The following is a 22415-nucleotide window of genomic DNA, read 5'->3' as shown; positions in this document are numbered from 1 at the left end:
AATCTGGCGGATCAGGTTACTACAAAGGTGTCGCCTTGTAATGAGGAGGACACCTTTTATATTTCCTGATATGTGTGCAAAGTGCACTTTACAATCGTGTGGGTTTGATTATGTCAACGGAATACTTTGCTGTTTACAATATAGATACATGAAGAAAGGAGCGATGCTTTATGTCAATACGTGACTGTGCATTGCAAAGCGATGCATTTTGTAAATTGAAGCATGCATATGATAATCGAGAGGAAGCGGCATCCGCGTTTCGGAAGCGAGGAGGTAAAGTCATTGCCGAGCTTGGTTGTGACATTCCGGACGAGATGATTATCGGTGCAGGGATGATGCCGATCCGTATCTATGCAGAGGCAGAGAAACCATTGATAGAAACAAATCAATATCTGGAGTTTTCCTTTGATCCGATCGTAAGGGCTCAGTTTAAAAAAATTGTTGATGGTACGTATGCTTCTCAGGCTGATGCAATCGCTATATCCAATAGCACAGACGTTGTCATCAGAGCATATTTGTACTTAAGAGAAGTTAAGAGAGTAGAACCTCATAAAAACATTCCGGACATTGCATTTCTGGACTGGTTGTTTACAAGAGAATTAATTTATCAGCAGCGAAATGAATTTGTAGTGGATCTTTTTAAAAATGATGTAGAAAGATGGTCGGGTAAAAAGCTGAGCGAAGATGATATCCGGGCAGGGGCAAGGATCTGTAATGCAGATAAGGATGCATTGCGCAGGATTGGTGATTTACGTCATGGAGAAGACATTCGCATCAACGGATCAGAGGCGCTGGTGATCATCGGCAGTGCATTTTTTATGGATCGCAGCGAGCATGCGGCTCTTGTACAAGAAGTGGCAGAAGAAGCCAAATCCTGGCCGGTTATTTGTGACCCCAGAGTATTTTATACCGGATCCAATCAGGAAGACACCAGGTTGTATGATCTGATTGAAAGTAAGGGACTTGTGATTGTTGGAGAAGATACCGACTGGGGAGATCGGTATTATGACAGGAATTTTAATTTTTCGTATACAACCAAAAGGGCAATTGTAGATACCTATATGCTGAGAGAGTTTTCCAGCAAGAAATCCTTTGTCAGTCAGAGAGTAGAGGCATTGAATCGGGAAGTTGCTAAAACTCATGCGGATGCTGTTATTTTTTATAACAATGAGTATGAGGAATCAGCGAGCTGGGATTATCCTAGTCAGCATCAAAGTCTTATTGCACAGGGAAAGCAAACGGTATATTTTGCCAAAATGAAGTGGCCGATGGAAAAGAATGAAACTCTTGATCAGAGAATACAAGAATTTTCAGATGCACTCAAAGGGAGGCAGAAATCATGAATGAAGTAAAACAATCTTCTGCAGCGCCGATATCAGAGGAACGGTCAAAATCCAAGGCGGTAAAAAAGCTGAAGGCAACAGCCGCTGCGAGTGCACATCAGAAAGAGTGGTTTTCCGAGCTTAAAAAGAGGGTTTCGGATGGAGAGGAGTTTGGATATCTCAATGCCGATGTACCTATGGAAATTCTTTGTGCTATGGATATTCCGTTTGTTGTCAATCAGTGGTGGGCTGCAATATGTGGAGCCAAGAGGATGACGAAGAAGTATTTTGGATTGCTTCGGGACGCTAATTACCGGGATGATTTGTGCTCTTATTGCGCTACGGCATTTGCAGAATCCCTGGATCCGGATGACCATAAATTTGATGCGGAAGGTCATCCACTTGGTCCCTGGGGAGGGCTTCCAGACCCGACCATTGCAATTACCAGATTGACATGCGACTGTCAGTCCAAGATTTTTGAGCTTTTTGCTAAAAATCACAATGCTGATTTTTATGTAATGGAAAATACCATCGCACGGAAAACTCCGCTGAACTGGTATGAGCTTGCGCCGGATCATTGGGAGGAACTCTATGATAAAGACCGACTGGATCTTGCAGTAGAGGACCTCAAGAGATTAATTGCTTTTTTGGAGTGGAAAACGGGTAAGCAGTTTGACATTAATAAGCTGGAGCACGTAATGAACCTGATCAACCGTCAGGAGGGATATTATAAAAAGATCAGGGATCTGATTGCAGCCTGCCATCCGGTTCCGGTAACAGTTGTGGATACGATCAATGCAGTAATGCAGGCACAATGGCAGAGAGGTACCCAGTGGGCAGCGGATCACGCGGAGAGCTTGTATTATGAAATTAAGGAATTAGCGGATAAGGGTGAAGCGGCAGTGCCCAATGAAAAATACAGGTTGATGTGGATCGGACGTGGGATCTGGCACGATTTCAGCTTTTATCAGAATTTTGAAAAGAAATATGGCGCGGTTTTTATGTGGTCAATGTATCTTGCAATGGGGGCGGATGCATATATCCGAAATCACGTAGCAGATGACCCGTTGAGAGCACTTGCAGCCAGATATATCGGTATGGAGGATTTTCTGCATATGCCGCCATGGAACAGCTCATGGTACGTACAGCAGGCAAAACAAAATGACATCGACGGTGTTGTATATATGGTTCCCGGAAATTGTATGCAAGCGGTGGAAGGGAGTTATTTTATAAAGAAGGCGTTGGAGGAAGCAGGATTCCCGGTATTGATTTTCCAGGCAGATCCCGTAGATCCACGTAAATGGAATGCAGATACTATGACAGACCTTGTGGATAAATTTATTGAGCAGCAGGTAATTCCATCTGCAGAAAAACGAAAAGCTAAACAGTGAGAGTTTAAGGAGGTAGAATAAATGGCACCATTAACGGGTTATCGCGTACTTGATATGACACAGTTTGAAGCAGGCACCGTTTGCACGGAAACACTGGCGTGGCTCGGCGCAGAAGTCCTTAAAGTAGAGAGACCGGGCAAGGGTGAGCTTGGAAGGTATACTGCCAAGGAACCGGGAGTGGATTCGTATGGTTTTATTGCGATGAACATGAATAAAAAATCTATCACATGCAATGCCAAAACGCCGGAAGGGCTGGAAATTTTAAAAAAGCTCATTAAAAAATGTGATGTTGTTGTGGAAAACATGGGTCCGGGATCGATGGATCGTCTTGGTTTAACGTATGAGGAATGCAAAAAACTCAATCCAAAGATTATTTATGCCAGTCTGAAAGGCTTCAACAGAAAAGGAAAGTATGCCAATTATCCGGCTTTTGACCCGATCGCTACGCATACCGGAGTCATGGTATCTGCAACCGGACTTCCGGAAAAACCAATCAAGTGCGGTATTTCTGTAGCAGATTCCGGTACGGGCAAGGAACTCGCCGGTGCAATTGTTGCGGCGCTCCTGCAAAGAGAACGCGAAGGCATTGGACAGAGAATTGATATTGCAATGCAGGATTTCATGATTACGTTGAGCCGTTCGCAGTGGGAACCATATTATATGAATGGGAAGCCCAATAGAAGGGTTGCCAATGGTATGCCGTTGGAAGATGTTGCCCCATCTGATACTTATCCATGCAAGCCGTTTGGTCAGAATGATTATGTGCATATCTATACGAGCCGTCATCCGGGATCGCATCAATGGGATGAATTATGTGATGTAATTAACAGACCGGATCTTAAAGAAGCGGTTTGTCCCGAGTGTAAGGATCCGTATGCAAGATTTGCCAATAAAGATCTTGTTGATACTGCCATTAAGGATTGGCTCAAGAATTATACTAAGGAAGAAGCAATGGAGATTCTTGCCAGCCATGATATTCCTGCGGGCGCACTTCTGGATGTAAAAGATATCACGGATGATCCGCAATATGAGGAGACTGGAATTATGGTTACCGTAGATCATCCACAAAGAGGCAAGGTGAAATATCCGGGATTTGCTCCACAGATGAGCGGATTTAAGATTACTTACCAAAGCAGTCCGGCGCTTGGAGGATCTGATGATGAAGTATATCATGATCTTCTCGGAATATCTGAGGAAGAAATTGCGTCGCTTAAAGAGAAAAAGGTAATATGATAAGGGATTTCCTCAAAAACAAACCCCGCCGGAACTGTTTCGTTCCGACGGGGTTTACTATTTCTATTAAGGAAAGAACTTTATTAGAAGGGGGGAGAAATATAAAGTTCTATTTGTCAAAGGGGGTCTCCACAGCCATCCCGGCTGTGGAGTATGAGTATGAAAAGCTTTTTTGTTGTTACATCTCTGTAACTGTTTATAATATACCGGAACTTTGTGTCTGAAATATGTCTCGCCTCTAAAATAAGTCTAAAAATTATTAACAAAAAATGAAATTGAGAAGCTCTTTAAAAACGATGGTGTTTCCGTTATACTTAGTAAGACTATAGTATAAATCGAGGATCAGGTACCGGAGAGCAATCCGGGTCAGCCTGATGGAGGATAGAATGTTTTCACTTATTTCAAACGATATTGGTATCGATTTAGGTACCTCCAGTATTCTGATCTATATCAAAGGGAGAGGCGTGGTCTTGAAGGAGCCGTCCGTTGTTGCAGTCAATCGGGATTCCAACAAGGTTCTGGCGTATGGAGAGGATGCACGGCTGATGCTGGGCAGAACGCCGGAAAACATAGTGGCGGTCCGTCCTTTGAGACAGGGCGTGATTTCCGACTATACCTTGACGGAAAAGATGCTGAAGTATTTTATTACTAAGGCTGTCGGCAAGAGAACGCTGCGGAAGCCGAGAATCTCCGTCTGCATCCCGTCCGGTGCGACAGAGGTGGAAAAAAAGGCAGTCGAGGATGCTGCATATCATGCAGGCGCAAGAGAGGTGATTATCATCGAGGAGCCGGTGGCAGCAGCAATCGGTGCGGGCATTGATATTTCCAAGCCTCAAGGCAATATGATTATTGACATCGGCGGTGGCACCTCGGACATTGCGGTGATTGCCATGGATGGACCGGTAGTTTCCGAGTCCATTAAGGTTGCGGGAGATGATTTTGATGAAGCTATCTTAAGATATATGCGTAAGAAGCATAATCTCTTGATCGGTGAGCGGACAGCTGAGGATATCAAGATTAATATCGGATGCGCTACCAAGCGCCCGGAAAATGTGACCATGGAGGTTCGGGGCAGAAACCTTGTAACAGCACTGCCTAAAACCGTGGTTGTAAGCTCGGATGAAATCATGGATGCACTGCTTGAGCCGGCAAGCATGATCGTGAACGCTGTGCATAATGTCCTGGAGCGGACTCCGCCGGAGCTTGCTGCGGATGTATACGAACGCGGAATTGTCATGACCGGCGGCGGTTCTCTTTTATATGGACTTGACAAGCTGATGCAGGAAAAAACCGGCATCAACACCGTGCTTGCTGAGGATCCGCTGACTGCCGTTGCAATCGGTACCGGTAAGTTTATTGATGTCGCCAATGGCGAGGACGATGATCTTTAATTAAAATCTTTTTAACTGGAAAGGATGCATGGAACATTTCACAGGATATATTGACCATATTATTTTCAGAAGTGACAGTACAGGCTATACGGTAATGATCGGAATTGAGGAGGGGCACGAATATACCCTGGTCGGAACCGTACCCGGGCTGGAGGCTGGAGAAAATATTGAGGCTGATGGACATGAAACGGAGCATCCAATCTATGGTAAGCAGTTTGTCATTGACTCCTACAGGTCGGTTACTCCCAAAACACAGGAAGCGGTAGAGAGATATCTTGGCTCCGGTGCCATTAAAGGCATCGGGGCTAGTATGGCTGCCCGGATTGTTAAAGCATTTGGGGATGATACCATGAGGATCATTGAGGAGGAGCCGGAACGGCTTGCCGAGGTTAAGGGGATTTCCCAGCGCAAGGCAATAGACATTGCATCCTCAGTAAATGCCAAAAAGGATATGCGGGAAGCGGTTATGTTTCTCCAGGAGTATGGCATTTCCGTAAATCTTGCCGGCAAAATCTATGCGCAGTATGGAAATGAGATGTATGATCTGATCCGCCAGAACCCTTATAAAATGGCGGAGGATATCGAGGGTCTCGGGTTTCGCAGCTGTGATGAAATTGCAAAGCGTGCCGGTATAGGTGAGAACTCCGATTTCCGTATCGAGTCCGGCATTCAATATGCGCTCATGATGGCAGAGGGAAACGGACATAGTTATCTGCCGCTCGAGGAGCTTTGGGAAAGTGCGGATCAGCTTCTGGGAATCCATATTGACGATATCCGCCATTACCTTATGAATCTCCAGATGAACCGGAGAATCGTGGTCAAGGACAATAAGGTTTACCGGTCCATCTTGTACTATACAGAGCTTCAGGTCGCGATGCAGCTTAATGATCTTAACATTGCGGCGGGGCAGGAATTTGATCCGCAGATTGAAGCTTTAATCGATGAGATCATGGACGCGGAAGGGATCGAGCTGGATCCGCTGCAGCGGCAGGCAGTTTCCATCGCGGCAAATTCCGGTCTGCTTGTGATCACGGGAGGACCCGGAACCGGTAAAACAACTACAATTAATACCATGCTGCGCCTTTTTGAAAAGCAGGGCAAAACGATCCTCCTGGCGGCTCCGACGGGCAGAGCAGCAAAGCGTATGTCTGAAGCGACAGGCTGGGAGGCAAGGACCATTCACAGGCTGCTGGAATATCAGGGAAGACCCGAGGAGAAGGGAGACCGGGAGACAGGGGCGGAGACTAAAACCCGCGGGCATTTTGAGAGAAATGAAACCAATCCGCTGGAATGTGATGTCATCATTATTGATGAGATGAGTATGGTGGATATTTTTTTGATGAACTCTCTTTTAAAGGCGATTACGCAGGGAACCAGGCTGATTATGGTGGGAGACGCCAACCAGCTGCCATCCGTAGGCGCCGGCAACGTGCTTCGGGACATTATCCAGTCGGAGGTGGTCCGAGTGATCAAGCTTACCCACATTTTCCGGCAGGCAGCTGAGTCCGATATTGTGGTCAATGCGCATAAGATCAATGAAGGCGAGGAGGTAGATCTTGCCAAAAAATCGAGGGACTTTCTGTTTATCCGCAGTGCGACGCCGGATCAGATCATTGCGGCCATTACTTCACTTGTCATAGATAAGCTCCCTAAATATCTTAATGTGAACCCGCTGGATATCCAGGTCATGACCCCGCAGCGTAAAGGCGCTCTGGGTGTGGAGCGTTTGAATGCTTTTTTGCAGGAGAAGCTCAATCCGAAGTCCAAGACGAAACCGGAGAAGGAGCTCAATGGAACGCTTTTCCGGCTCGGTGATAAGGTGATGCAGGTCCGGAATGACTATAATCTGATCTGGGAAATCCGCGGCAGGTACGGGATCCCGACAGAAAAGGGCGAGGGGGTTTTTAACGGAGATATCGGACTTATCCGGGAAATTAATACCTTTACACAGACGCTCACAGTGCAGTTTGAGGACCGATATGTAGAGTATGCGTTTAAGGACTGCGACCATCTGGAGCTTGCCTATGCGATTACGATCCATAAGTCCCAGGGCTCCGAGTATCCGGCGGTGATCATACCGATGTATATGGGACCGCAGATGCTGATGAATCGTAATCTCCTGTATACGGCGGTCACCAGAGCCAAGCGATGCGTCTGCCTGGTGGGAAATCCGCAGGTTTTTGAAACCATGCTTCATAATGAGAGTGAGGCAAAACGGTATTCCTCTCTGGCAGATCGGATGCGGGAGATTGCCAATGGGGTGTCCGGCATAAGTATGCCTGAGGATTTTGCTGCGAATGCTGACGACGCAGAGTTTTCGCTGCCTCCGGAATGGGAGGATACAGAATAACGTAGAAGAGAGCTATAGAACAGGAAAGAGGATTGAAGGAGCATACAGATAACGTAAGGAAAATAAAATACAGGGTGGCTGTCACGTGTGCGGCAGAGAAAGCACAAAGATGGCTGATTGACGCTCTGTTTCCCCGGAGATGCCCGGTTTGTGACCGCATTGTCGAGCCTAAGGGAGAGATGATCTGCAGCACCTGCCGTAAGGAGCTTGTATTTATAGAGGAGCCGGTATGCAAGGTCTGTGGCAGGCAGCTTAGCTCAGAGGAGCAAGAGCGGTGCCATCACTGTGAGAGGCATCATTTCCGCTTTGAGTATGCCATTTCTCTCATGAATTATAATGAAACAGCGGCAAGAAGTCTCGCGGCTGTGAAGTATCGTCATCGGCGGGAGTATCTTGCGTATTACGCTATGGAAACAGCGGAGAGGCTTGGACCGAAATTTCTCAGGATGCGGCTTGATGCTCTGATTCCTGTTCCTGTGCATGAAGAGCGGTTAAGAGAGCGTGGATATAATCAGGCGGAGGTTCTTGCGGAGGAGATTGGCAAAAGACTAGGGATTCCGGTCTATGCGGCGGCACTCGGGCGTCGCAAAAACACCAAGGCGCTGAAGGAGCTAAATGCCGGACAGCGCCTTAAAAATCTGACAGCAGCCTTTTATTCTGGCTATATCCCACCGGACGTACGAAACGTCTGCATTGTAGATGATATTTTTACGACGGGAGCGACAATGGAAGCCTGTACCAGGCTGCTGCTTGAAGCCGGCGTGGAACGGGTATACTGCTTCAGCTTAAGCATTCGCACGGATATCTGAGTCCGGAGCAGGAGCTCAAGAGCTTTTTCTTGTCCAGTAGTCTCTTGCAAGCTCAATGAGATCGCTCATCGGATCCGAAAGGTATTTATCCTTACGATAGACTGCGAATGCATTCATCACGGGATGCGCTTTGAGGCGGACGGCATGGATCCCGTGCATATTGTTGTCCTTCAGATTGTTCTCCCCGAGGATGGCGCAGCATTCCCCGGCAGCGACCATTGCCATTGTATAGTTGATGCCCTCTACATCCATATAAATATCCGGTTCGATACCGGCTTTTTCAAAGGCACGCTCGGAAACTAAACGCTCCGTCGAGTCCTTCGGCCCAAGGACAAAGGGGACGTTTTTAAATTTCTTAAGGTCTACGATCTCATTGCCTTCGCGGTCCTGCTCGATTAGGTCTGCATAAGGAGAGGTTTCCGACATGACAAGCACCATTTCGACATGTGCGAGAAACTCATACTCAAGGTGGTAGTTCTGCTTATCGCCCATAAGTATGATGCCCAGATCTATGGTGCCGTTTTTTACCAGCTCCTGGGTCTTTAAGCCCTTCATGATGTTGAGCTGAAGCTTTACGTTAGGATATTTACTGTGAAACTTCTTATATAAAGCGGTCATCATGATATCGCCCTGGATTCCGGCGGCGCCAACAGCGATTTCCTCATTATGAAGCTTGGCGACATCGGAAATTCTGGAGTAACAGTCCTTTTTTAAAGCGACCATCTTTCTTGCGGTATCCACATAGATCCTGCCTGCCTCGGAGATTGACCATTCATTGCCTCTCCGATAAAAGAGCTTGGTGCCTAATTCCTTTTCCAGGTTAAGAAGCTGCAGATTAAGCGCAGGCTGTGAGAGATACAGTTTGTCTGCGGCCCTGGTGATGTTTTTTTCTTCTGCGATACGGATAATATTTTCAATACGTTTTAAATCCATACGACACCTTCTTGATAAGGTTTATAGTCTATTAGAAATAAGTATAAACAGATTAATTCATTATTACAATAGAGTACGGCTCTGGCTCTTTGAAATTTTAATAATTTCCAGCTTGACGGTGCTATACGGACATGATATAGTGAGCGAGTAAACAAGGGCCTGGCCCTATTTTTTATGCACTAATTTCGTAGCCATGCGAAGTTAAGAATCATTGGAGGTGTATAGCCGTGCGCACAAAGATTATATTAGCATGCACAGAATGTAAGCAGAGAAACTACTTCACGATGAAGGATAAGAAAACTCATCCGGAGCGTATGGAGATCAAGAAGTACTGCAGATTCTGCAAGAAGCACACGCTTCATAAGGAGACAAAGTAATGAGCAACAAGACATCCGGCATTAAGAACTTCTTTCAGGGTCTTAGAACAGAATATAATAAAATTGTATTCCCGACTCAGCAGGATGTTGTTAAGGAGACAGCTGCTACAATTATTGTCAGCTTTCTGATCGGTGTACTTATTGCAGTTCTTGATCTGATTATGAAGACAGGACTTGGATTTATTCTTAAGTAAAGGTGGAGATCAATGTCAGATACTAATTCTGAAGCACGCTGGTATGTAGCACATACATATTCAGGCTATGAGAACAAGGTTAAGATGGATCTCGAGAAAACGATTGAAAATCGTGGTCTTCAGAATCTGATTCTTGAAGTCAGTGTTCCGATGCAGCCCGTCATAGAAGTAAAAAACGGCGTGGAAAAAAAGACTGACAAGAAGATGTTCCCGGGGTATGTGCTGGTCAACATGGTCATGAATGATGAAACCTGGTATGTTGTGAGAAATACTCGCGGTGTAACGGGCTTTGTTGGTCCAGGATCCAAACCGGTTCCTCTTTCTGAGGAAGAGATTCAGGCACTCGGATACAGAGAGTCCGAGGTTCTGGTCGATTTTGCTGTTGGTGATACAGTTACGGTTACTTCCGGCGCATGGAAGGATACTGTCGGTGTGATCAGCGACATTAATGATCAGAAAAAGACCGTTACAATCTCTGTAGAGATGTTCGGTCGTGAAACTCCGGTAGAGTTATCCTACGGAGAAGTTCAGAAATTAAGATAACAAAGTTTGGGAGGGTTAATTCCCGTAATTACCACAAGGAGGTGCCTTACAATGGCAAAGAAAGTTGAAGGTTATATCAAGTTACAGATTCCTGCAGGAAAAGCAACTCCGGCTCCACCAGTTGGACCGGCTCTTGGCCAGCACGGTGTAAATATTGTTGCATTTACCAAGGAATTTAACGCCAGAACCGCTAATGAGGGAGACGTTATTATCCCTGTAGTTATCACAGTTTATGCAGATAGAAGCTTTAGCTTCATTACTAAGACTCCACCAGCTGCTGTACTGATCAAAAAGGCATGCAACCTTAAGTCAGCATCCGGTGAACCTAATAAGACAAAGGTTGCAACTATCAGCAAGGCTGATCTTCAGAAGATTGCAGAGACAAAGATGAAGGATCTGAACGCTGCATCACTTGAAGCTGCTATGTCAATGATCGCTGGAACATGCAGATCAATGGGCGTTGAAGTTGAGAAGTAATTGAAGAGGAGGCAAAACTGACATGAAAACTGGAAAGAGATATGCTGAGGCCGTAAAGACCGTCGACAGAAGTGTAAAGTACTCTGAGGCAGAGGCTATTCAGCTTGTAAAGAAAAATGCAACAGCAAAATTCGACGAGACCATCGAGCTTCATCTGAGAACCGGCTGCGACAGCCGTCATGCAGATCAGCAGGTTCGTGGTTCCGTTGTACTTCCTGCCGGAACCGGCAAGAAGGTTAGAATCCTCGTATTTGCAAAGGGCGCCAAGGCTGATGAAGCTCAGGCAGCTGGTGCAGATTTCGTAGGAGCAGAGGAACTTATCCCGAGAATCCAGGGTGGTTGGTTTGACTACGATGTAGTTATTGCAACTCCGGATATGATGGGTGTTGTTGGACGTCTCGGACGTCTGCTTGGACCGAAGGGTCTTATGCCTAACCCAAAGACCGGTACGGTTACTATGGATGTTACCAAGGCTGTTAATGATACGAAAGCCGGTAAGGTTGAGTACAGACTTGACAAGGCTAACATCATCCACGTTGCAGTCGGCAAGGCTTCTTTTACAGAGGATCAGCTGAAGGAAAACGTAGATACGCTGATGGGCGCTATCATCAAGGCAAGACCTGCAACACTCAAGGGCGCTTACATTAAGTCCGCAACCCTTACATCTACCATGGGTCCTGGTGTTAAGCTCGATACAGTACAGTTTGGAGCTTAATCCATTACTTCAAAAAAGTTGTTGACATCGGGTGCTCCTGATGCTAACATACACAAGGTATTAACCCGAAGACAGCAGGTGCCGTTAGGCATAAGGTTAAAACGCCTGCCGAGGAAACGATACAGACAGTCTTTTTGATATGTTTGTTTGATCACCCCTGAGTCTTTGGACCCGGGGGTTTTCCTTTTGTTAAGGTGATACTGAAATCTTATAAGGAGGAAAACGTATAATGGCAAAGGTTGAGTTAAAGCAGCCGATCGTTGACGAAATCAAGGCTCTTCTTGATGGCGCTGTTGCCGTTACAGCTGTTGACTATCTTGGTCTTACTGTTGAGCAGGATACAAATCTTCGTAAGCAGTTAAGAGAAGCTGGAGTTCAGTACAAGGTATTCAAAAACACTCTCATTAAGAGAGCAGCTGAGGGTACAGATTTTGCACAGCTGGATGATTGTCTTGAGGGACCGACCGCTATTGCAGTATCCAAGGATGATCCTGCAGCAGCAGCAAGAATCATTGCCAAGTTTGCTAAGGATGCTCCTAAGCTTGAGCTTAAGGCAGCTGTAGCAGAGGGCAAGTTCTATGACAAGGACGGAGTAAAAGTACTTTCCGAAATCCCAACCAGAGAGGAGCTTCTTGGAAGACTTTGCGGTTCTCTGCAGAGCCCGATCACAAACTTCGCTCGTGTTCTCAAGCAGGTTGCAGACAAGGACGCAGAGCCGGCTGCTTGATTTTGAGCAGATGGCTGCCTGATGCAGCATAGGCTGCCAGGGCGTGGGAATTAAAATTCGGTATTTGATCTGTGCGTAATGGCACAACAGAAAATTTCTAGTGGAGGAAATTAAAATGGCTAAGTTAACTACAGAAGAGTTTATCGCAGCTATCAAGGAGCTTTCCGTTGTTGAGCTTAATGACCTTGTAAAGGCTGTTGAGGAAGAGTTTGGTGTATCTGCTGCTGCAGGTGTTGTTGTAGCTGGTGCTGCAGCTGGTGCTGCTCCTGCTGAGGAGAAGACAGAGTTCGATGTTGAGCTTACTGACATCGGTCCTAACAAGATCAAGGTTATCAAGGTTGTTCGTGAGGCTACTGGTCTTGGACTTAAGGAAGCTAAGGAAGCTGTTGAGGCTGCTCCAAAGGTTCTTAAGGAGGCTGCTCCTAAGGCTGAGGCTGATGATCTCAAGGCTAAGCTTGAGGAAGTTGGCGCTAAGGTTACTCTTAAGTAATAAAAAACCAATGATTCATATCCCTGGTGTATGCGCTTTGGGGCGCACATCAGGGATTTTTTAGTTTATTTTTTTAAAAAGACTGCTAAAAATAAGGATTTTACTATTCTGCTATCATAGATAATCGATTATAATATATATGTCAGATTATGCCATTTGGGCTAAATAGTAGTACTTGAAAGCAGAGCAGGATAAATATGATCTGTAAATTTTGTGGAAAATCGATTCCGGATGATGCAGTTTATTGCCCTGAATGTGGACTGATTATCCGCAGCAGGTATGAAGTGCTGTCAGAACGTTTTACACCCAGGGATTCTCTGCCGCATTATTCAGAGGAAAACTTAAAGAGGATGTTTGAACGGGATGAAGTGGAGAGGCAGGCTCGAGAGCATGCTTCTGCTTCGCATGTGTCTGCTGAACCGGAGGATGATGAAGCCCGCCTTGACCGCATGTATGAACAGGCGAGATTTTTGGAACGCTTCGGGGCAGAGCAGGAGGAAGCAGAGCAAAAAGCGCTTGCAGAAAAGGCAGCCCGCCTCGCAGCGGAAACGGATGCCACTGAGATGGATAAGATCGGAGTTGGCAACGCGCAAGCTGATGTAGAGGTGCAAAATGACACAAGCGCAGCTCGTGTACCGGATACACTGATCGATTCTGAAGCTGAAACTCAAGGTGATCCAGGAGAGACAGCAGCTTCTGATGCGGTAAGCCCGGATCGTGAGGATGAGACAGATATAGAAATTTCTTCATCTGAAGCCGATTCTAAAGAGCCGGATTCTCTGGAAAGTAATGAGGAGAAAACTAAGGAAACCGCAGAAACGGATATAGAAGAAGCTGAAGCCGGAATACATGCTGAAACAGCTGCGGAATCAGATATCATAGAAGATGTAGAAGTCAGTGCAGATGCAAATGCGGAGGCTTCGACACAGTCTGCTAACGATGCAGCTGCAGTGCCTGAAGAAGATACCGATACAGAAAAAATCACAGTTCAAGCGGATACCTCAGTGAATGAAGATCATTCTGCGGTAAGCACAGTCGAAGCAGCAACAGAGAAATTGACCGATTCAGAAACTGTAGCAGCAGTAGTCCCGGAGAATGTAGATGATACGGCAGCGCCCGCAGAAGCGTTGTCAGATTTGGAAAATGACAATGCGGAGACAGATGAGACTGTGCGAGACGCAGAAGCGGTAGAAGCGGAAAAGAAAACAGAAAAACAAGCTGAAGCGGAATCAGAAGCAAAAACCTCGGTTGACACGGCATTAGAACAAAAAGCAGGCAGCTCGGAAGCTGGTCCGGAAACGTCTGAAGCAGAAATAAATGAAATGGAAACAGATTCTGCGCAAGATGTTGATGAATCTGCTGATACATCGGATGAGCAGCAAGACATGCAGGTCGATGATGAAGCGGAAGTGGATGCAGAAGCCGGGACAGAGCCAGATGCGCAGGTGAATGCTGAAAAGCAAACCACGAAGGAAAATCTGGATGCAGCAGCAAAGACAGATGCTCCTGAGGAAGAAGCGGAAATAGAAGAGGTTTCTGTGATTTCTATAGAGGAGAAGCGTGCCGAGCGGAGAAATAGCGAGGACGAAAATGCTCCGGAGGAGGATCTGTCCAGAGAAGAAATGGATTCCGATGAGGGAGATGCAGCTCTGGTTGAGAGCGAGGATGAGGACGAGGTTGAGACTGAGACTGCGGATACAGACACAGATACCAATGCAGCTACGGATTCGGATGAAGCTGTATCAGAGGAGGAGCAATCCGACGAGGCATCCGAGCCACAGCTTTTAGGGAAATCAAAATATACCAGGATAATTGCAGCTGTGCTTGTCCTTGTGGCAGTTTGCGCTGTGGCGCTGATCAATTTACCGGCGATCCGGCTAAGGATGGCGAGAAGTGCGGCTTCCAAGGCTATGGAGCAGTCTAATTATGCGGGTGCCATTACAGCATATAAAAAGCTGTTGTCCCTGGATCCGACGGATGAGGCGGCATATCTTTCACTTACAGACGCTTATCTTAATACAGATCATCACGGAGATGCCATCACGCTGTTACGTAAGGGAATGGAAGTGCTTCCTAACAGTACCGCACTGAAAGAGGAGATGGATGCCATCAATCCATCGGTGGAGTTTTCTACTCCAGGAGGCAGCTTCTCCGATCCGGTCACCGTGACACTTGTGACAGCTTCGGACAGTAACATTCGCTATAGTCTGAGCAGCGATGAGCATCAAGGAACGGAGAAGGATTATACAAGTCCGGTGGAAATGAACTACAGTGGTACCTATACGCTGAAAGCCCATGCGGTTACATCGGATGGATTTGCCTGTGTTGAAAACAGTGAAACCTATGTGATTTCACTGGACCCGACGAAATATCATCTGAATGACTGGCATGAGACGTCCGAGGGATGGCAGTATCTGGATGGCTCCGGTAAGACGACATCTGGATGGCTTGAGCTTGACAGCAAGTATTATTATCTGAATGAGGACGGCTACCGTGTTACGGGTATGCAGACCATCGATGGAGATACATATTTCTTTAATAGAGATGGTGTGATGCAGACAGGCTGGCAGGAGAGCGATGGCAAGCGGTATTTCTTTGACGAAACCGGCAAGATGCTGCGGGATGTCTGGATCGAGGATAATTACTATGTCGGTGATGATGGTGCGATGATCACCAACGGTACGACGCCGGATGGAACCTATGTGGATGGTAATGGAGCAAAGAGTTTTAATTTTGCGGCGGAGTATGCAAAGCATCCGAATACTATGGTGCTGATTTACACCAAGGACCGGAAGGACATGGGTGAGTATTCCGATTTCCCGGCGCGCGTTTACCATAATCATAAGGGAGATACACCGACAGGCGATTATTTTGAAACCACAGTGCACATCAGTGATCGTGCGTTCCTGCATTATATCGATAAGAAGCTGCCTGATGCACTTGTGACGGATGCGTATCGTTTCCTGCCTCAGATCGGGATCCTTAATGCTAAGCAGGATAAAAATGGCATTGTAACAGAATTTGATTTTATCCTGGGAAGTCAGGCGTAAACGAGTCAGGATGCGGAGAAAGTATTTGATGACAGAGATCGTACTTTAAAGAAATCATGCATTTATAGATCGGAGGATATTATATGAATACAGACAGTCCGGAAAAAATCAAGGTCAGTGCCGTAACTATCACTACAGCACTGTTTTTAAGCCTCAATGAACAGTATCGTAAGATGTTTGCCAACATTCACGCGATCAAGAAGTTCTCGGAGGTAGCGGAACGAGAGGGAAAAATCCGAAATTCGCGGTACAGCTATTATCTGACCTTTGATGATATCCGCGCCATGATGGACAGCAATAAGGAAACATTTCATTACATTCCGGATACAGAGCTGATTCAGCTGAACCATAACATCAAGGCAGATCAACTGGCAGAGCGCTATTTTAATCACCAGTCCAGAGAAGTGCAGGAGCTTCTGCATGCGACTGCGGATAAATTTATCCGTCAGGTCAGTGCGGTGGAGGATGTCAATCCGGAAATTGAACTGGGCAGATAATGTTGGACCTGAAATGTTGTGTACGTGCTGCGACAGTATGTGCCTGCTTGCTTTATTGCCGCCTCCATAACACTTTATAAAAATATTTCCAGATTTTCAGCTTCGTTTCAGTTTTGACTGATACAGTGGTTGCGTTGGCAGGAAAACGGAAACGAGATTTTTAGCGCCAATGTGCCTGACAGCTGGAGCGATTATGAAGCCGCAAAACCGTCAGCGCGTAGTTAATATTGCAGAACAGGTTTAATTGACCCTTACTACTCTATAGCAGAAGACCCGGTGGAAATCCATCGGGTCTTCTGCTATAATCATAAGTACTGAACACATGTTTTGAATCATAAAATAATTGCGGCAGATGGAGGAGCGGACATGGGAGAATTTGCCTTTAATCACTTTAATTTTAATGTACTGGATCTGGAGCGGAGTCTTGCGTGGTATAAAGAGGCGCTGGATCTCGAGCCGATTGCATGGAACCGGCAGAAGGATTTTACCATTGTGTATCTTGGAGACCGGCAGACCGGATTTAAACTGGAGCTCACCTGGATGAAGGACCGGAAGGAGCCGTATGACCTCGGGGAACAGGAGTATCATCTTGCAATGATGACGAGAGACATGGAAAAGGCGCATGAACGGCATGAAAAGATGGGAGCCATCTGTTTTGAAAATCCGACCATGGGGATCTATTTCCTCGAGGATCCGGATGGATACTGGATTGAAATCATTCCCTGGAAAGAGGATGCGCTGACCATTGCTGGAAGTAAACCGGAATCAACCACAGACTGATCGTATTTTCAGACGGTAATGCATCCGTTGCTGTGATAAATTGTGAAACGATGGAGGATTGGATGGACCTTTTTGAGTATATGTCGGAAAAGACACAACGGTCGGAAGCACCGCTTGCTTCCCGGATGCGGCCGGAAACGCTGGATGAGGTTGTGGGGCAGGAGCATATTATCGGTAAGGACAGGCTTCTGTACCGTGCCATTAAGGCGGATAAGCTAGGGTCGATTATTTTTTACGGACCTCCCGGTACCGGTAAGACCACCCTTGCCAAGGTTATCGCGCATACGACCAAGGCGGATTTTGAGCAGATCAATGCCACCGTTGCCGGCAAAAAGGATATGGAGGAGGTTATTACCCGCGCTAAGGCAAATCTGGGCGGATATGGCAGAAAGACGATCCTTTTTGTGGATGAGATTCATAGATTCAACAAGGCACAGCAGGATTATCTTCTGCCATATGTGGAGGACGGGACAGTGATTCTGATCGGAGCGACGACAGAAAACCCGTATTTTGAGGTAAATTCCGCATTGATTTCCCGCTCCCGGATCTTTGAGCTGCATCCGCTTACATCGGAAGATATCCGAACTTTGATACAAAGAGCACTGTCCGATCCTGTAAAGGGCGTCGGATCATTTCATGCCGTGATTGATGCGGATGCGGAGGAATTTCTTTCGGATGCAGCCAATGGAGATGCAAGGGCCGCGCTTAATGCGGTCGAGCTTGCTGTACTGACCACGGACCGCGCGGAGGACGGAAGGATTCATATTACTCTGGCAGTTGCGCAGGAGTGCATCCAGAAGCGTGCTGTGAAATATGACAAGGACGGAGATAATCATTATGATACAATCTCCGCGTTTATCAAGTCGATGCGCGGATCAGACCCGGACGCTGCGGTGTATTATCTGGCGCGTATGCTGTATGCCGGAGAGGACATTAAGTTTATTGCCCGCAGGATTGTCATCTGTGCGTCTGAGGATGTTGGGAATGCGGACCCCATGGCGGCGGTCGTGGCAACCAATGCGTTTCTTGCGATAGAAAGAGTCGGCATGCCGGAGGCAAAGCTGATTTTATCTCAGGCAGCAATTTATGTGGCGTGCGCGCCGAAGTCCAATGCCTGCTATCGTGCCATTACGGAAGCCACGGAAGCAGTAGAGAAGTATGGCAATGCACCGATCCCTCCATATCTTCAGGATGCTCATTACATGGGATCTACGCAGCTTGGGCGCGGAATGGGCTATAAATATCCACATGATTATCCGGGACACTGGGTAGAGCAGCAGTACCTGCCGGAAGTGCTGAAGAATCAGAAATTTTACCATTATCCGGATGAAAATGATATTTCTGGAGCAGAGGACAAGCTTAAAGGAATTTAAGAAACTGTTCATAAATTCTGCAAGAACTTTTGATCTAAGAGTGCTATTGTAATACCCTGTCACATGCATGAGACAATCGGAGGGCATGAGAAATCCATGCGCATGTGATAAAGAAGGCAATCTTATTTCATCAGGAGGATTTATTATATGAAAAAATTTGCGGCTTACACAGCACTTGGACTTATGATGCTTACGATGGCAGCATGCGGAAAAAAGGCATCTACCGCTGAAACGACGACGGCTGCGGTGGCTGAGTCCAGCGTCCCTGAGTCTGAGGCTCTGGATACCAATTCACTGGACTGCTTTGTGGAAAAGCTTGAGGGAAATAAGCTTACAGTAAAAGTAGACGATGGTACATCCATGACATTTGATATTTCCAATGCAAAGATCAATCCTGCCTGGAATCTTATGGAGGGAGATGAAGTGGAGGTTGTGTATCAAGGTTCTGATCCGACGGATGGCATGGCGGTGGATGCGGTTGAGATGTCTGTACCGTTTGAGTTCACCTCTGAGGACTATAATGCGGACCCGTCGATTTATGGTGTAATTAAGTCCATTGATGCCAATACCATCCAGTTTACGGAAGTTATGGACGGTCGTCAGGAGGCAGTATCGGAAGCTGCAAGTGACGATAAAAATCAGGAGGACGCACAGGAGGAGTTCGGAAAGACCTATACCTTTCATCGTGCAGCCTACGAGACAGATGTTGCTTCTGGAGATATCAAGGCAGGAGATTATGCATTGATCAACTATCTTGGTGATTTGGATAAGGATCCTGTCTGCTATCGGATTTGCACAGAGGATATGATGGAGGACGAGAAGTCAGACATTTATGGTATCACTGGAACCATAGACAGGATTGAGGACGGTATTATCTATCTTAAGGCATCCGATGGCACAGAATTTAAATTTGATCCATCTGGAAATGATGATCTGCTGAAGCAGGCGGAGGCAGATGCCGGTAAAAAGGTGGAGATTACCTATTCGGATTCTATCCGTCAGAGAGTTATGACAGCAGATTCTATTATTGAACTTCAGTAAGCTTTTTGATATAATAAGCCTGAAGAAGTTCCAGCGGGTAACCGCCGGACATAATTTCTTCCTATCACTATATTATTGTTCTGTGTGCTGACTGTATGGCTTCCATCCGTCCGGTCAGTGTCTGCGGACAGTACAAAAATGAGACGTGTGCAAAGCGAGAAATCAATTTACGCATGTCTCTTTTTGTTTGCCTGAAATTCGCAGCTTATATAGCAATTTGCATCATTTGCTGCATCACCGGACTGTTTTTATCCGGTGAGCAGCAGAAGATGTTGTATCCCCATTTTATTTTCTTGGCGTATTTAATTCATCGGAGTCATACATAATGGTAAAAGGTCCGTCATTTAGCAGACGTACCTTCATGTCGGCGCCAAACTCCCCGTGCGCTACTACATTGATCCATTCACGACACCGCGCCATAAAGTACTCGTAAAGCGCATTGGCTTTGTCGGGCGCACCGGCGCGGGTAAAGCTTGGACGGTTCCCTTTTCTACAATCGGCGTAGAGAGTGAACTGGCTGACGACCAGTACCTCCCCATTTACATCCGCAAGGGACAGGTTGGTTTTACCGTTCTGGTCCTCAAATATCCGGGCAGAAAGGACTTTCTGAACCATCTTATCAGCGACAGCCTCAGTATCCGAGTCCTCAATGCCAAGGAGGATCAGAAGACCCTTGCCGATCTGTCCAATGACTTTATTATCCACAGTGACACTTGCTTCACTTACTCTCTGTACAAGACAACGCATATAGTAACCTCTTTCTGCGGCGTTTCAGTATCATTTCCCCAAACGCTGTATTGTAATATTGAAATGCAAACGAATGAGCAGCTGCAAATACATTCAGCGCCCATTACGTTTTAACGTGATCAGCGGAATTGTCTCAGGTTCTCATCATAATGGTAGTCAATTGCCGCGAGAACTTTGGTGAGAGCGTTAAGATCAATTTCCTCCTGATCTGCAAATTCAGACAGAGACGCATATTCATCTCTCAGCTTGGTATTTACATAGCTTAACAGCATATAGGGATCCTTAGGCAGGGACATTGAAATACTCCTTTTTTGATCTTCTTTTTGATTGCTTCTTTGTGATCTTTTGACGTTTTTATAGCCTGTATTGCCTGATTTCCCGGAGGCGGGTATAATAATTAGAAGTTATACGGCTTTTAAAAACAAGCACACATTCCGAAGGGAGATTATAACATATGCAGGATGATAATTGTATTTTTTGTAAGATAGCCAATGGAGAAATCCCGTCAGTAACTTTATATGAGGATGCGGATTTCCGCGTGATTTTTGATTTGAATCCGGCAACAAGAGGGCATGCACTGATTCTGCCTAAGGAGCACTATGAGGATCTTACGGTACTGCCGGAGGAACTTCAGAGCAAGGTGCTGCCGCTTGCAGCCCGGATCGGGAAAGCGATGAAGGAGGGCCTCGGAGCCAAGGGCTTTAATGTGGTGCAGAACAACGGAGAAGCGGCAGGACAGACGGTACACCATTTCCATCTGCATATTATCCCGCGCTACGGTAATCCGGATGAGATGGTGCTCTGGAAGCCGGGCACATCGACTCCGGAGGAACTCAACAAGGTTTGTGCAGAGATTGGAGCAAGGCTTAAATGAGTACTGGTAAAATTGTGCTGACCGGCGGCGGAACTGCAGGTCATGTGACCTCCAATATTGCGCTGCTTCCTGGACTTCGCCGGGATGGCTATGAGGTATATTATATCGGTTCCTATAATGGCATCGAGAAAAACATGATAGAAAAGGAAGGAGTCCCGTACCAGGGGATCTCTACCGGTAAATTCCGCCGGTATTTCTCTCTTAAAAACTTTACGGATCCAGTGAGGGTGATTCATGGCTATTTTGAAGCAAAACGGTACTTCCGTAAGATCCAGCCGGATATTCTTTTTTCCAAGGGAGGCTTTGTAGCGGTTCCTGTGGTCTGGGCGGCACATAGTCTTAAGATTCCGGTAGTTACGCATGAGTCGGATATGACACCGGGATTGGCCAACAGACTTACACTCCGTGCGGCAGCAAAGATCTGCTGCAATTTCCCGGAAACTCTTGAGAAGCTGCCTAAGGGCAAGGCAGTGCTGACGGGTGCACCCATCCGTGAGAAGCTTCTGCAGGGAACCCGCGAGGAGGGACTTAAAATGACCGGATTTTCCGGTGAGAAGCCGATCCTCATGGTAATCGGTGGTTCGCTTGGATCGGTTGCGATCAATAATGCCATCCGTGCGATCCTGCCCCGGCTTCTGGAAGGCTTTGATGTGATCCATGTGGCAGGCAAGGGAAATCTCGATCCGAAGCTCACGGATACCCAGGGCTACCGGCAATATGAATTTATTTCCGATGGACTTCGTAATCTTTATGCTGCGGCGGATATCGTGGTGTCACGGGCAGGTGCCAATGTCATCTGTGAGCTTCTGCAGCTCTGCAAGCCTAATATTCTGATTCCGCTGCCGCTGGATGCCTCCCGTGGAGATCAGATCTTAAATGCCCGCTCCTTTGAGAAACAGGGATTTTCCTATGTGTTGGATCAGCATGAGATGGAAAAAGACAATGCGCTTCTGTATCATGCGATCAAGGAGGTACATGACAAGGCATCCGAGTATATCCGCGCAATGCAGCATTCGCAGCAGAGCAATGGCGTGGACGCGGTCCTTGCGGTGCTGAGAGAGGTTGTTCAAAACAATAAAGATAGATCTAAGAAAGGCTGAA

The 22415-nt window shown here is 46.6% G+C and carries 23 protein-coding genes and 1 other annotated feature; of the genes, 20 read left to right on the top strand and 3 right to left on the bottom strand.

What is annotated here, in order from left to right; translation table 11 throughout:
• The first annotated feature begins 170 nt into the window (after window positions 1-170).
• From ACTNEN_RS08450 to ACTNEN_RS08425, 6 genes are all read left to right on the top strand, one after another.
• Entirely contained in the window at window positions 171-1343 is a 1173-nt protein-coding gene (locus tag ACTNEN_RS08450; protein ID WP_441205813.1) for a 2-hydroxyacyl-CoA dehydratase, read from the top strand.
• Entirely contained in the window at window positions 1340-2713 is a 1374-nt protein-coding gene (locus ACTNEN_RS08445) for a 2-hydroxyacyl-CoA dehydratase subunit D (protein WP_441205811.1), read from the top strand. Before ACTNEN_RS08450 ends, ACTNEN_RS08445 begins: the two co-directional genes overlap by 4 nt.
• Window positions 2714-2734: 21 nt before the next feature.
• A complete protein-coding gene (locus ACTNEN_RS08440) occupies window positions 2735-3946 on the top strand; it encodes a CaiB/BaiF CoA transferase family protein (protein ID WP_441205809.1) in 1212 nt (403 codons plus the stop codon).
• A gap of 386 nt (window positions 3947-4332) precedes the next feature.
• On the top strand, window positions 4333-5337 hold the full coding sequence (locus ACTNEN_RS08435; RefSeq protein ID WP_441205807.1) for a rod shape-determining protein: 1005 nt from the start codon (window positions 4333-4335) through the stop codon (window positions 5335-5337).
• Between the two features lie 28 nt (window positions 5338-5365).
• A complete protein-coding gene (gene recD2 / locus ACTNEN_RS08430; protein ID WP_441205805.1) occupies window positions 5366-7687 on the top strand; it encodes an SF1B family DNA helicase RecD2 in 2322 nt (773 codons plus the stop codon).
• Window positions 7688-7761: 74 nt separating this feature from the next.
• Complete coding sequence (locus tag ACTNEN_RS08425; protein ID WP_441205803.1) at window positions 7762-8496, top strand: ComF family protein; 735 nt, start codon at window positions 7762-7764, stop codon at window positions 8494-8496.
• 15 nt (window positions 8497-8511) lie between these two features.
• On the opposite strand, the gene ACTNEN_RS08420 is transcribed toward ACTNEN_RS08425, so the two are convergent.
• Window positions 8512-9429 carry a LysR substrate-binding domain-containing protein gene (locus tag ACTNEN_RS08420; RefSeq protein WP_441205801.1) on the bottom strand — a complete coding sequence of 306 codons (918 nt, stop codon included), beginning with the start codon at window positions 9427-9429 and terminating at the stop codon, window positions 8512-8514.
• 227 nt (window positions 9430-9656) lie between these two features.
• On the opposite strand from ACTNEN_RS08420, the gene rpmG reads away from it, so the two are divergent.
• From rpmG to ACTNEN_RS08360, 12 genes are all read left to right on the top strand, one after another.
• On the top strand, window positions 9657-9806 hold the full coding sequence (gene rpmG / locus ACTNEN_RS08415) for a 50S ribosomal protein L33 (RefSeq protein WP_441205799.1): 150 nt from the start codon (window positions 9657-9659) through the stop codon (window positions 9804-9806).
• Complete coding sequence (gene secE / locus ACTNEN_RS08410) at window positions 9806-10000, top strand: preprotein translocase subunit SecE (protein WP_441205797.1); 195 nt, start codon at window positions 9806-9808, stop codon at window positions 9998-10000. The genes rpmG and secE overlap by 1 nt, the downstream gene beginning before the upstream one ends.
• Window positions 10001-10012: 12 nt before the next feature.
• Window positions 10013-10543 carry a transcription termination/antitermination protein NusG gene (gene nusG, locus ACTNEN_RS08405; RefSeq protein ID WP_441205796.1) on the top strand — a complete coding sequence of 177 codons (531 nt, stop codon included), beginning with the start codon at window positions 10013-10015 and terminating at the stop codon, window positions 10541-10543.
• Window positions 10544-10594: 51 nt separating this feature from the next.
• Window positions 10595-11020, top strand: a complete 426-nt coding sequence (gene rplK, locus ACTNEN_RS08400; protein ID WP_441205795.1) for a 50S ribosomal protein L11 — start codon at window positions 10595-10597, stop codon at window positions 11018-11020.
• Between the two features lie 22 nt (window positions 11021-11042).
• Window positions 11043-11735 carry a 50S ribosomal protein L1 gene (rplA, locus tag ACTNEN_RS08395; protein WP_441205794.1) on the top strand — a complete coding sequence of 231 codons (693 nt, stop codon included), beginning with the start codon at window positions 11043-11045 and terminating at the stop codon, window positions 11733-11735.
• Between the two features lie 47 nt (window positions 11736-11782).
• Window positions 11783-11928 (top strand) — a sequence feature (ribosomal protein L10 leader region).
• 36 nt (window positions 11929-11964) lie between these two features.
• Window positions 11965-12462 (top strand): 50S ribosomal protein L10, encoded by a 498-nt coding sequence (gene rplJ, locus ACTNEN_RS08390; protein WP_441205792.1) that lies wholly within the window; start codon window positions 11965-11967, stop codon window positions 12460-12462.
• Window positions 12463-12577: 115 nt separating this feature from the next.
• A complete protein-coding gene (gene rplL / locus ACTNEN_RS08385) occupies window positions 12578-12952 on the top strand; it encodes a 50S ribosomal protein L7/L12 (RefSeq protein ID WP_441205791.1) in 375 nt (124 codons plus the stop codon).
• Between the two features lie 197 nt (window positions 12953-13149).
• The gene (locus ACTNEN_RS08380) at window positions 13150-16002 is read left to right on the top strand and encodes a tetratricopeptide repeat protein (protein WP_441205789.1); all 2853 of its coding nucleotides are present in this window, start codon (window positions 13150-13152) and stop codon (window positions 16000-16002) included.
• An 83-nt stretch (window positions 16003-16085) separates the two neighbouring features.
• Window positions 16086-16499, top strand: a complete 414-nt coding sequence (locus ACTNEN_RS08375; RefSeq protein ID WP_441205787.1) for a hypothetical protein — start codon at window positions 16086-16088, stop codon at window positions 16497-16499.
• Between the two features lie 366 nt (window positions 16500-16865).
• Window positions 16866-17279: a VOC family protein gene (locus ACTNEN_RS08370; RefSeq protein WP_441205785.1), complete on the top strand. Its 414-nt coding sequence runs from the start codon at window positions 16866-16868 to the stop codon at window positions 17277-17279.
• Window positions 17280-17341: 62 nt separating this feature from the next.
• Window positions 17342-18652 (top strand): replication-associated recombination protein A, encoded by a 1311-nt coding sequence (locus tag ACTNEN_RS08365; RefSeq protein WP_441205783.1) that lies wholly within the window; start codon window positions 17342-17344, stop codon window positions 18650-18652.
• A gap of 147 nt (window positions 18653-18799) precedes the next feature.
• On the top strand, window positions 18800-19693 hold the full coding sequence (locus tag ACTNEN_RS08360) for a hypothetical protein (protein WP_441205782.1): 894 nt from the start codon (window positions 18800-18802) through the stop codon (window positions 19691-19693).
• Window positions 19694-19978: 285 nt separating this feature from the next.
• Here ACTNEN_RS08360 and dtd read toward each other — a convergent pair whose 3' ends face one another.
• Window positions 19979-20440, bottom strand: coding sequence for a D-aminoacyl-tRNA deacylase (dtd, locus tag ACTNEN_RS08355; protein ID WP_441205780.1), 462 nt, complete (start codon window positions 20438-20440; stop codon window positions 19979-19981).
• A gap of 119 nt (window positions 20441-20559) precedes the next feature.
• Complete coding sequence (locus ACTNEN_RS08350; protein ID WP_441205778.1) at window positions 20560-20736, bottom strand: DUF4250 domain-containing protein; 177 nt, start codon at window positions 20734-20736, stop codon at window positions 20560-20562.
• A gap of 158 nt (window positions 20737-20894) precedes the next feature.
• On the opposite strand from ACTNEN_RS08350, the gene ACTNEN_RS08345 reads away from it, so the two are divergent.
• Both ACTNEN_RS08345 and ACTNEN_RS08340 read left to right on the top strand, forming a co-directional pair.
• Window positions 20895-21314 carry an HIT family protein gene (locus ACTNEN_RS08345; protein WP_441205777.1) on the top strand — a complete coding sequence of 140 codons (420 nt, stop codon included), beginning with the start codon at window positions 20895-20897 and terminating at the stop codon, window positions 21312-21314.
• On the top strand, window positions 21311-22414 hold the full coding sequence (locus ACTNEN_RS08340; protein WP_441205776.1) for an undecaprenyldiphospho-muramoylpentapeptide beta-N-acetylglucosaminyltransferase: 1104 nt from the start codon (window positions 21311-21313) through the stop codon (window positions 22412-22414). The genes ACTNEN_RS08345 and ACTNEN_RS08340 overlap by 4 nt, the downstream gene beginning before the upstream one ends.
• Window position 22415: the final 1 nt, after the last annotated feature.

This window comes from Oribacterium sp. HCP28S3_H8 (genome assembly GCF_052064775.1).
In the GTDB taxonomy this organism is placed as follows: domain Bacteria; phylum Bacillota; class Clostridia; order Lachnospirales; family Lachnospiraceae; genus Oribacterium.
The sequence above is the reverse complement of the archived record's forward strand: the minus strand, read 5'-3'. Positions and strand labels throughout refer to the sequence as shown.

Excerpts from the sequence above, each read along its gene's own strand:
- nusG (WP_441205796.1), top strand. The coding sequence starts at position 10,013 with ATGTCAGATACTAATTCTGAAGCACGCTGGTATGTAGCACATACATAT.
- ACTNEN_RS08435 (WP_441205807.1), top strand. The coding sequence starts at position 4,333 with ATGTTTTCACTTATTTCAAACGATATTGGTATCGATTTAGGTACCTCC.
- rplL (WP_441205791.1), top strand. The coding sequence starts at position 12,578 with ATGGCTAAGTTAACTACAGAAGAGTTTATCGCAGCTATCAAGGAGCTT.
- rplJ (WP_441205792.1), top strand. The coding sequence starts at position 11,965 with ATGGCAAAGGTTGAGTTAAAGCAGCCGATCGTTGACGAAATCAAGGCT.
- rplA (WP_441205794.1), top strand. The coding sequence starts at position 11,043 with ATGAAAACTGGAAAGAGATATGCTGAGGCCGTAAAGACCGTCGACAGA.
- ACTNEN_RS08365 (WP_441205783.1), top strand. The coding sequence starts at position 17,342 with ATGGACCTTTTTGAGTATATGTCGGAAAAGACACAACGGTCGGAAGCA.
- ACTNEN_RS08370 (WP_441205785.1), top strand. The coding sequence starts at position 16,866 with ATGGGAGAATTTGCCTTTAATCACTTTAATTTTAATGTACTGGATCTG.
- ACTNEN_RS08445 (WP_441205811.1), top strand. The coding sequence starts at position 1,340 with ATGAATGAAGTAAAACAATCTTCTGCAGCGCCGATATCAGAGGAACGG.
- rplK (WP_441205795.1), top strand. The coding sequence starts at position 10,595 with ATGGCAAAGAAAGTTGAAGGTTATATCAAGTTACAGATTCCTGCAGGA.
- dtd (WP_441205780.1), bottom strand. The coding sequence starts at position 20,440 with ATGCGTTGTCTTGTACAGAGAGTAAGTGAAGCAAGTGTCACTGTGGAT.
- ACTNEN_RS08360 (WP_441205782.1), top strand. The coding sequence starts at position 18,800 with ATGAAAAAATTTGCGGCTTACACAGCACTTGGACTTATGATGCTTACG.
- secE (WP_441205797.1), top strand. The coding sequence starts at position 9,806 with ATGAGCAACAAGACATCCGGCATTAAGAACTTCTTTCAGGGTCTTAGA.
- ACTNEN_RS08375 (WP_441205787.1), top strand. The coding sequence starts at position 16,086 with ATGAATACAGACAGTCCGGAAAAAATCAAGGTCAGTGCCGTAACTATC.
- ACTNEN_RS08450 (WP_441205813.1), top strand. The coding sequence starts at position 171 with ATGTCAATACGTGACTGTGCATTGCAAAGCGATGCATTTTGTAAATTG.
- ACTNEN_RS08340 (WP_441205776.1), top strand. The coding sequence starts at position 21,311 with ATGAGTACTGGTAAAATTGTGCTGACCGGCGGCGGAACTGCAGGTCAT.
- ACTNEN_RS08345 (WP_441205777.1), top strand. The coding sequence starts at position 20,895 with ATGCAGGATGATAATTGTATTTTTTGTAAGATAGCCAATGGAGAAATC.
- ACTNEN_RS08420 (WP_441205801.1), bottom strand. The coding sequence starts at position 9,429 with ATGGATTTAAAACGTATTGAAAATATTATCCGTATCGCAGAAGAAAAA.
- ACTNEN_RS08350 (WP_441205778.1), bottom strand. The coding sequence starts at position 20,736 with ATGTCCCTGCCTAAGGATCCCTATATGCTGTTAAGCTATGTAAATACC.
- ACTNEN_RS08380 (WP_441205789.1), top strand. The coding sequence starts at position 13,150 with ATGATCTGTAAATTTTGTGGAAAATCGATTCCGGATGATGCAGTTTAT.
- ACTNEN_RS08440 (WP_441205809.1), top strand. The coding sequence starts at position 2,735 with ATGGCACCATTAACGGGTTATCGCGTACTTGATATGACACAGTTTGAA.
- recD2 (WP_441205805.1), top strand. The coding sequence starts at position 5,366 with ATGGAACATTTCACAGGATATATTGACCATATTATTTTCAGAAGTGAC.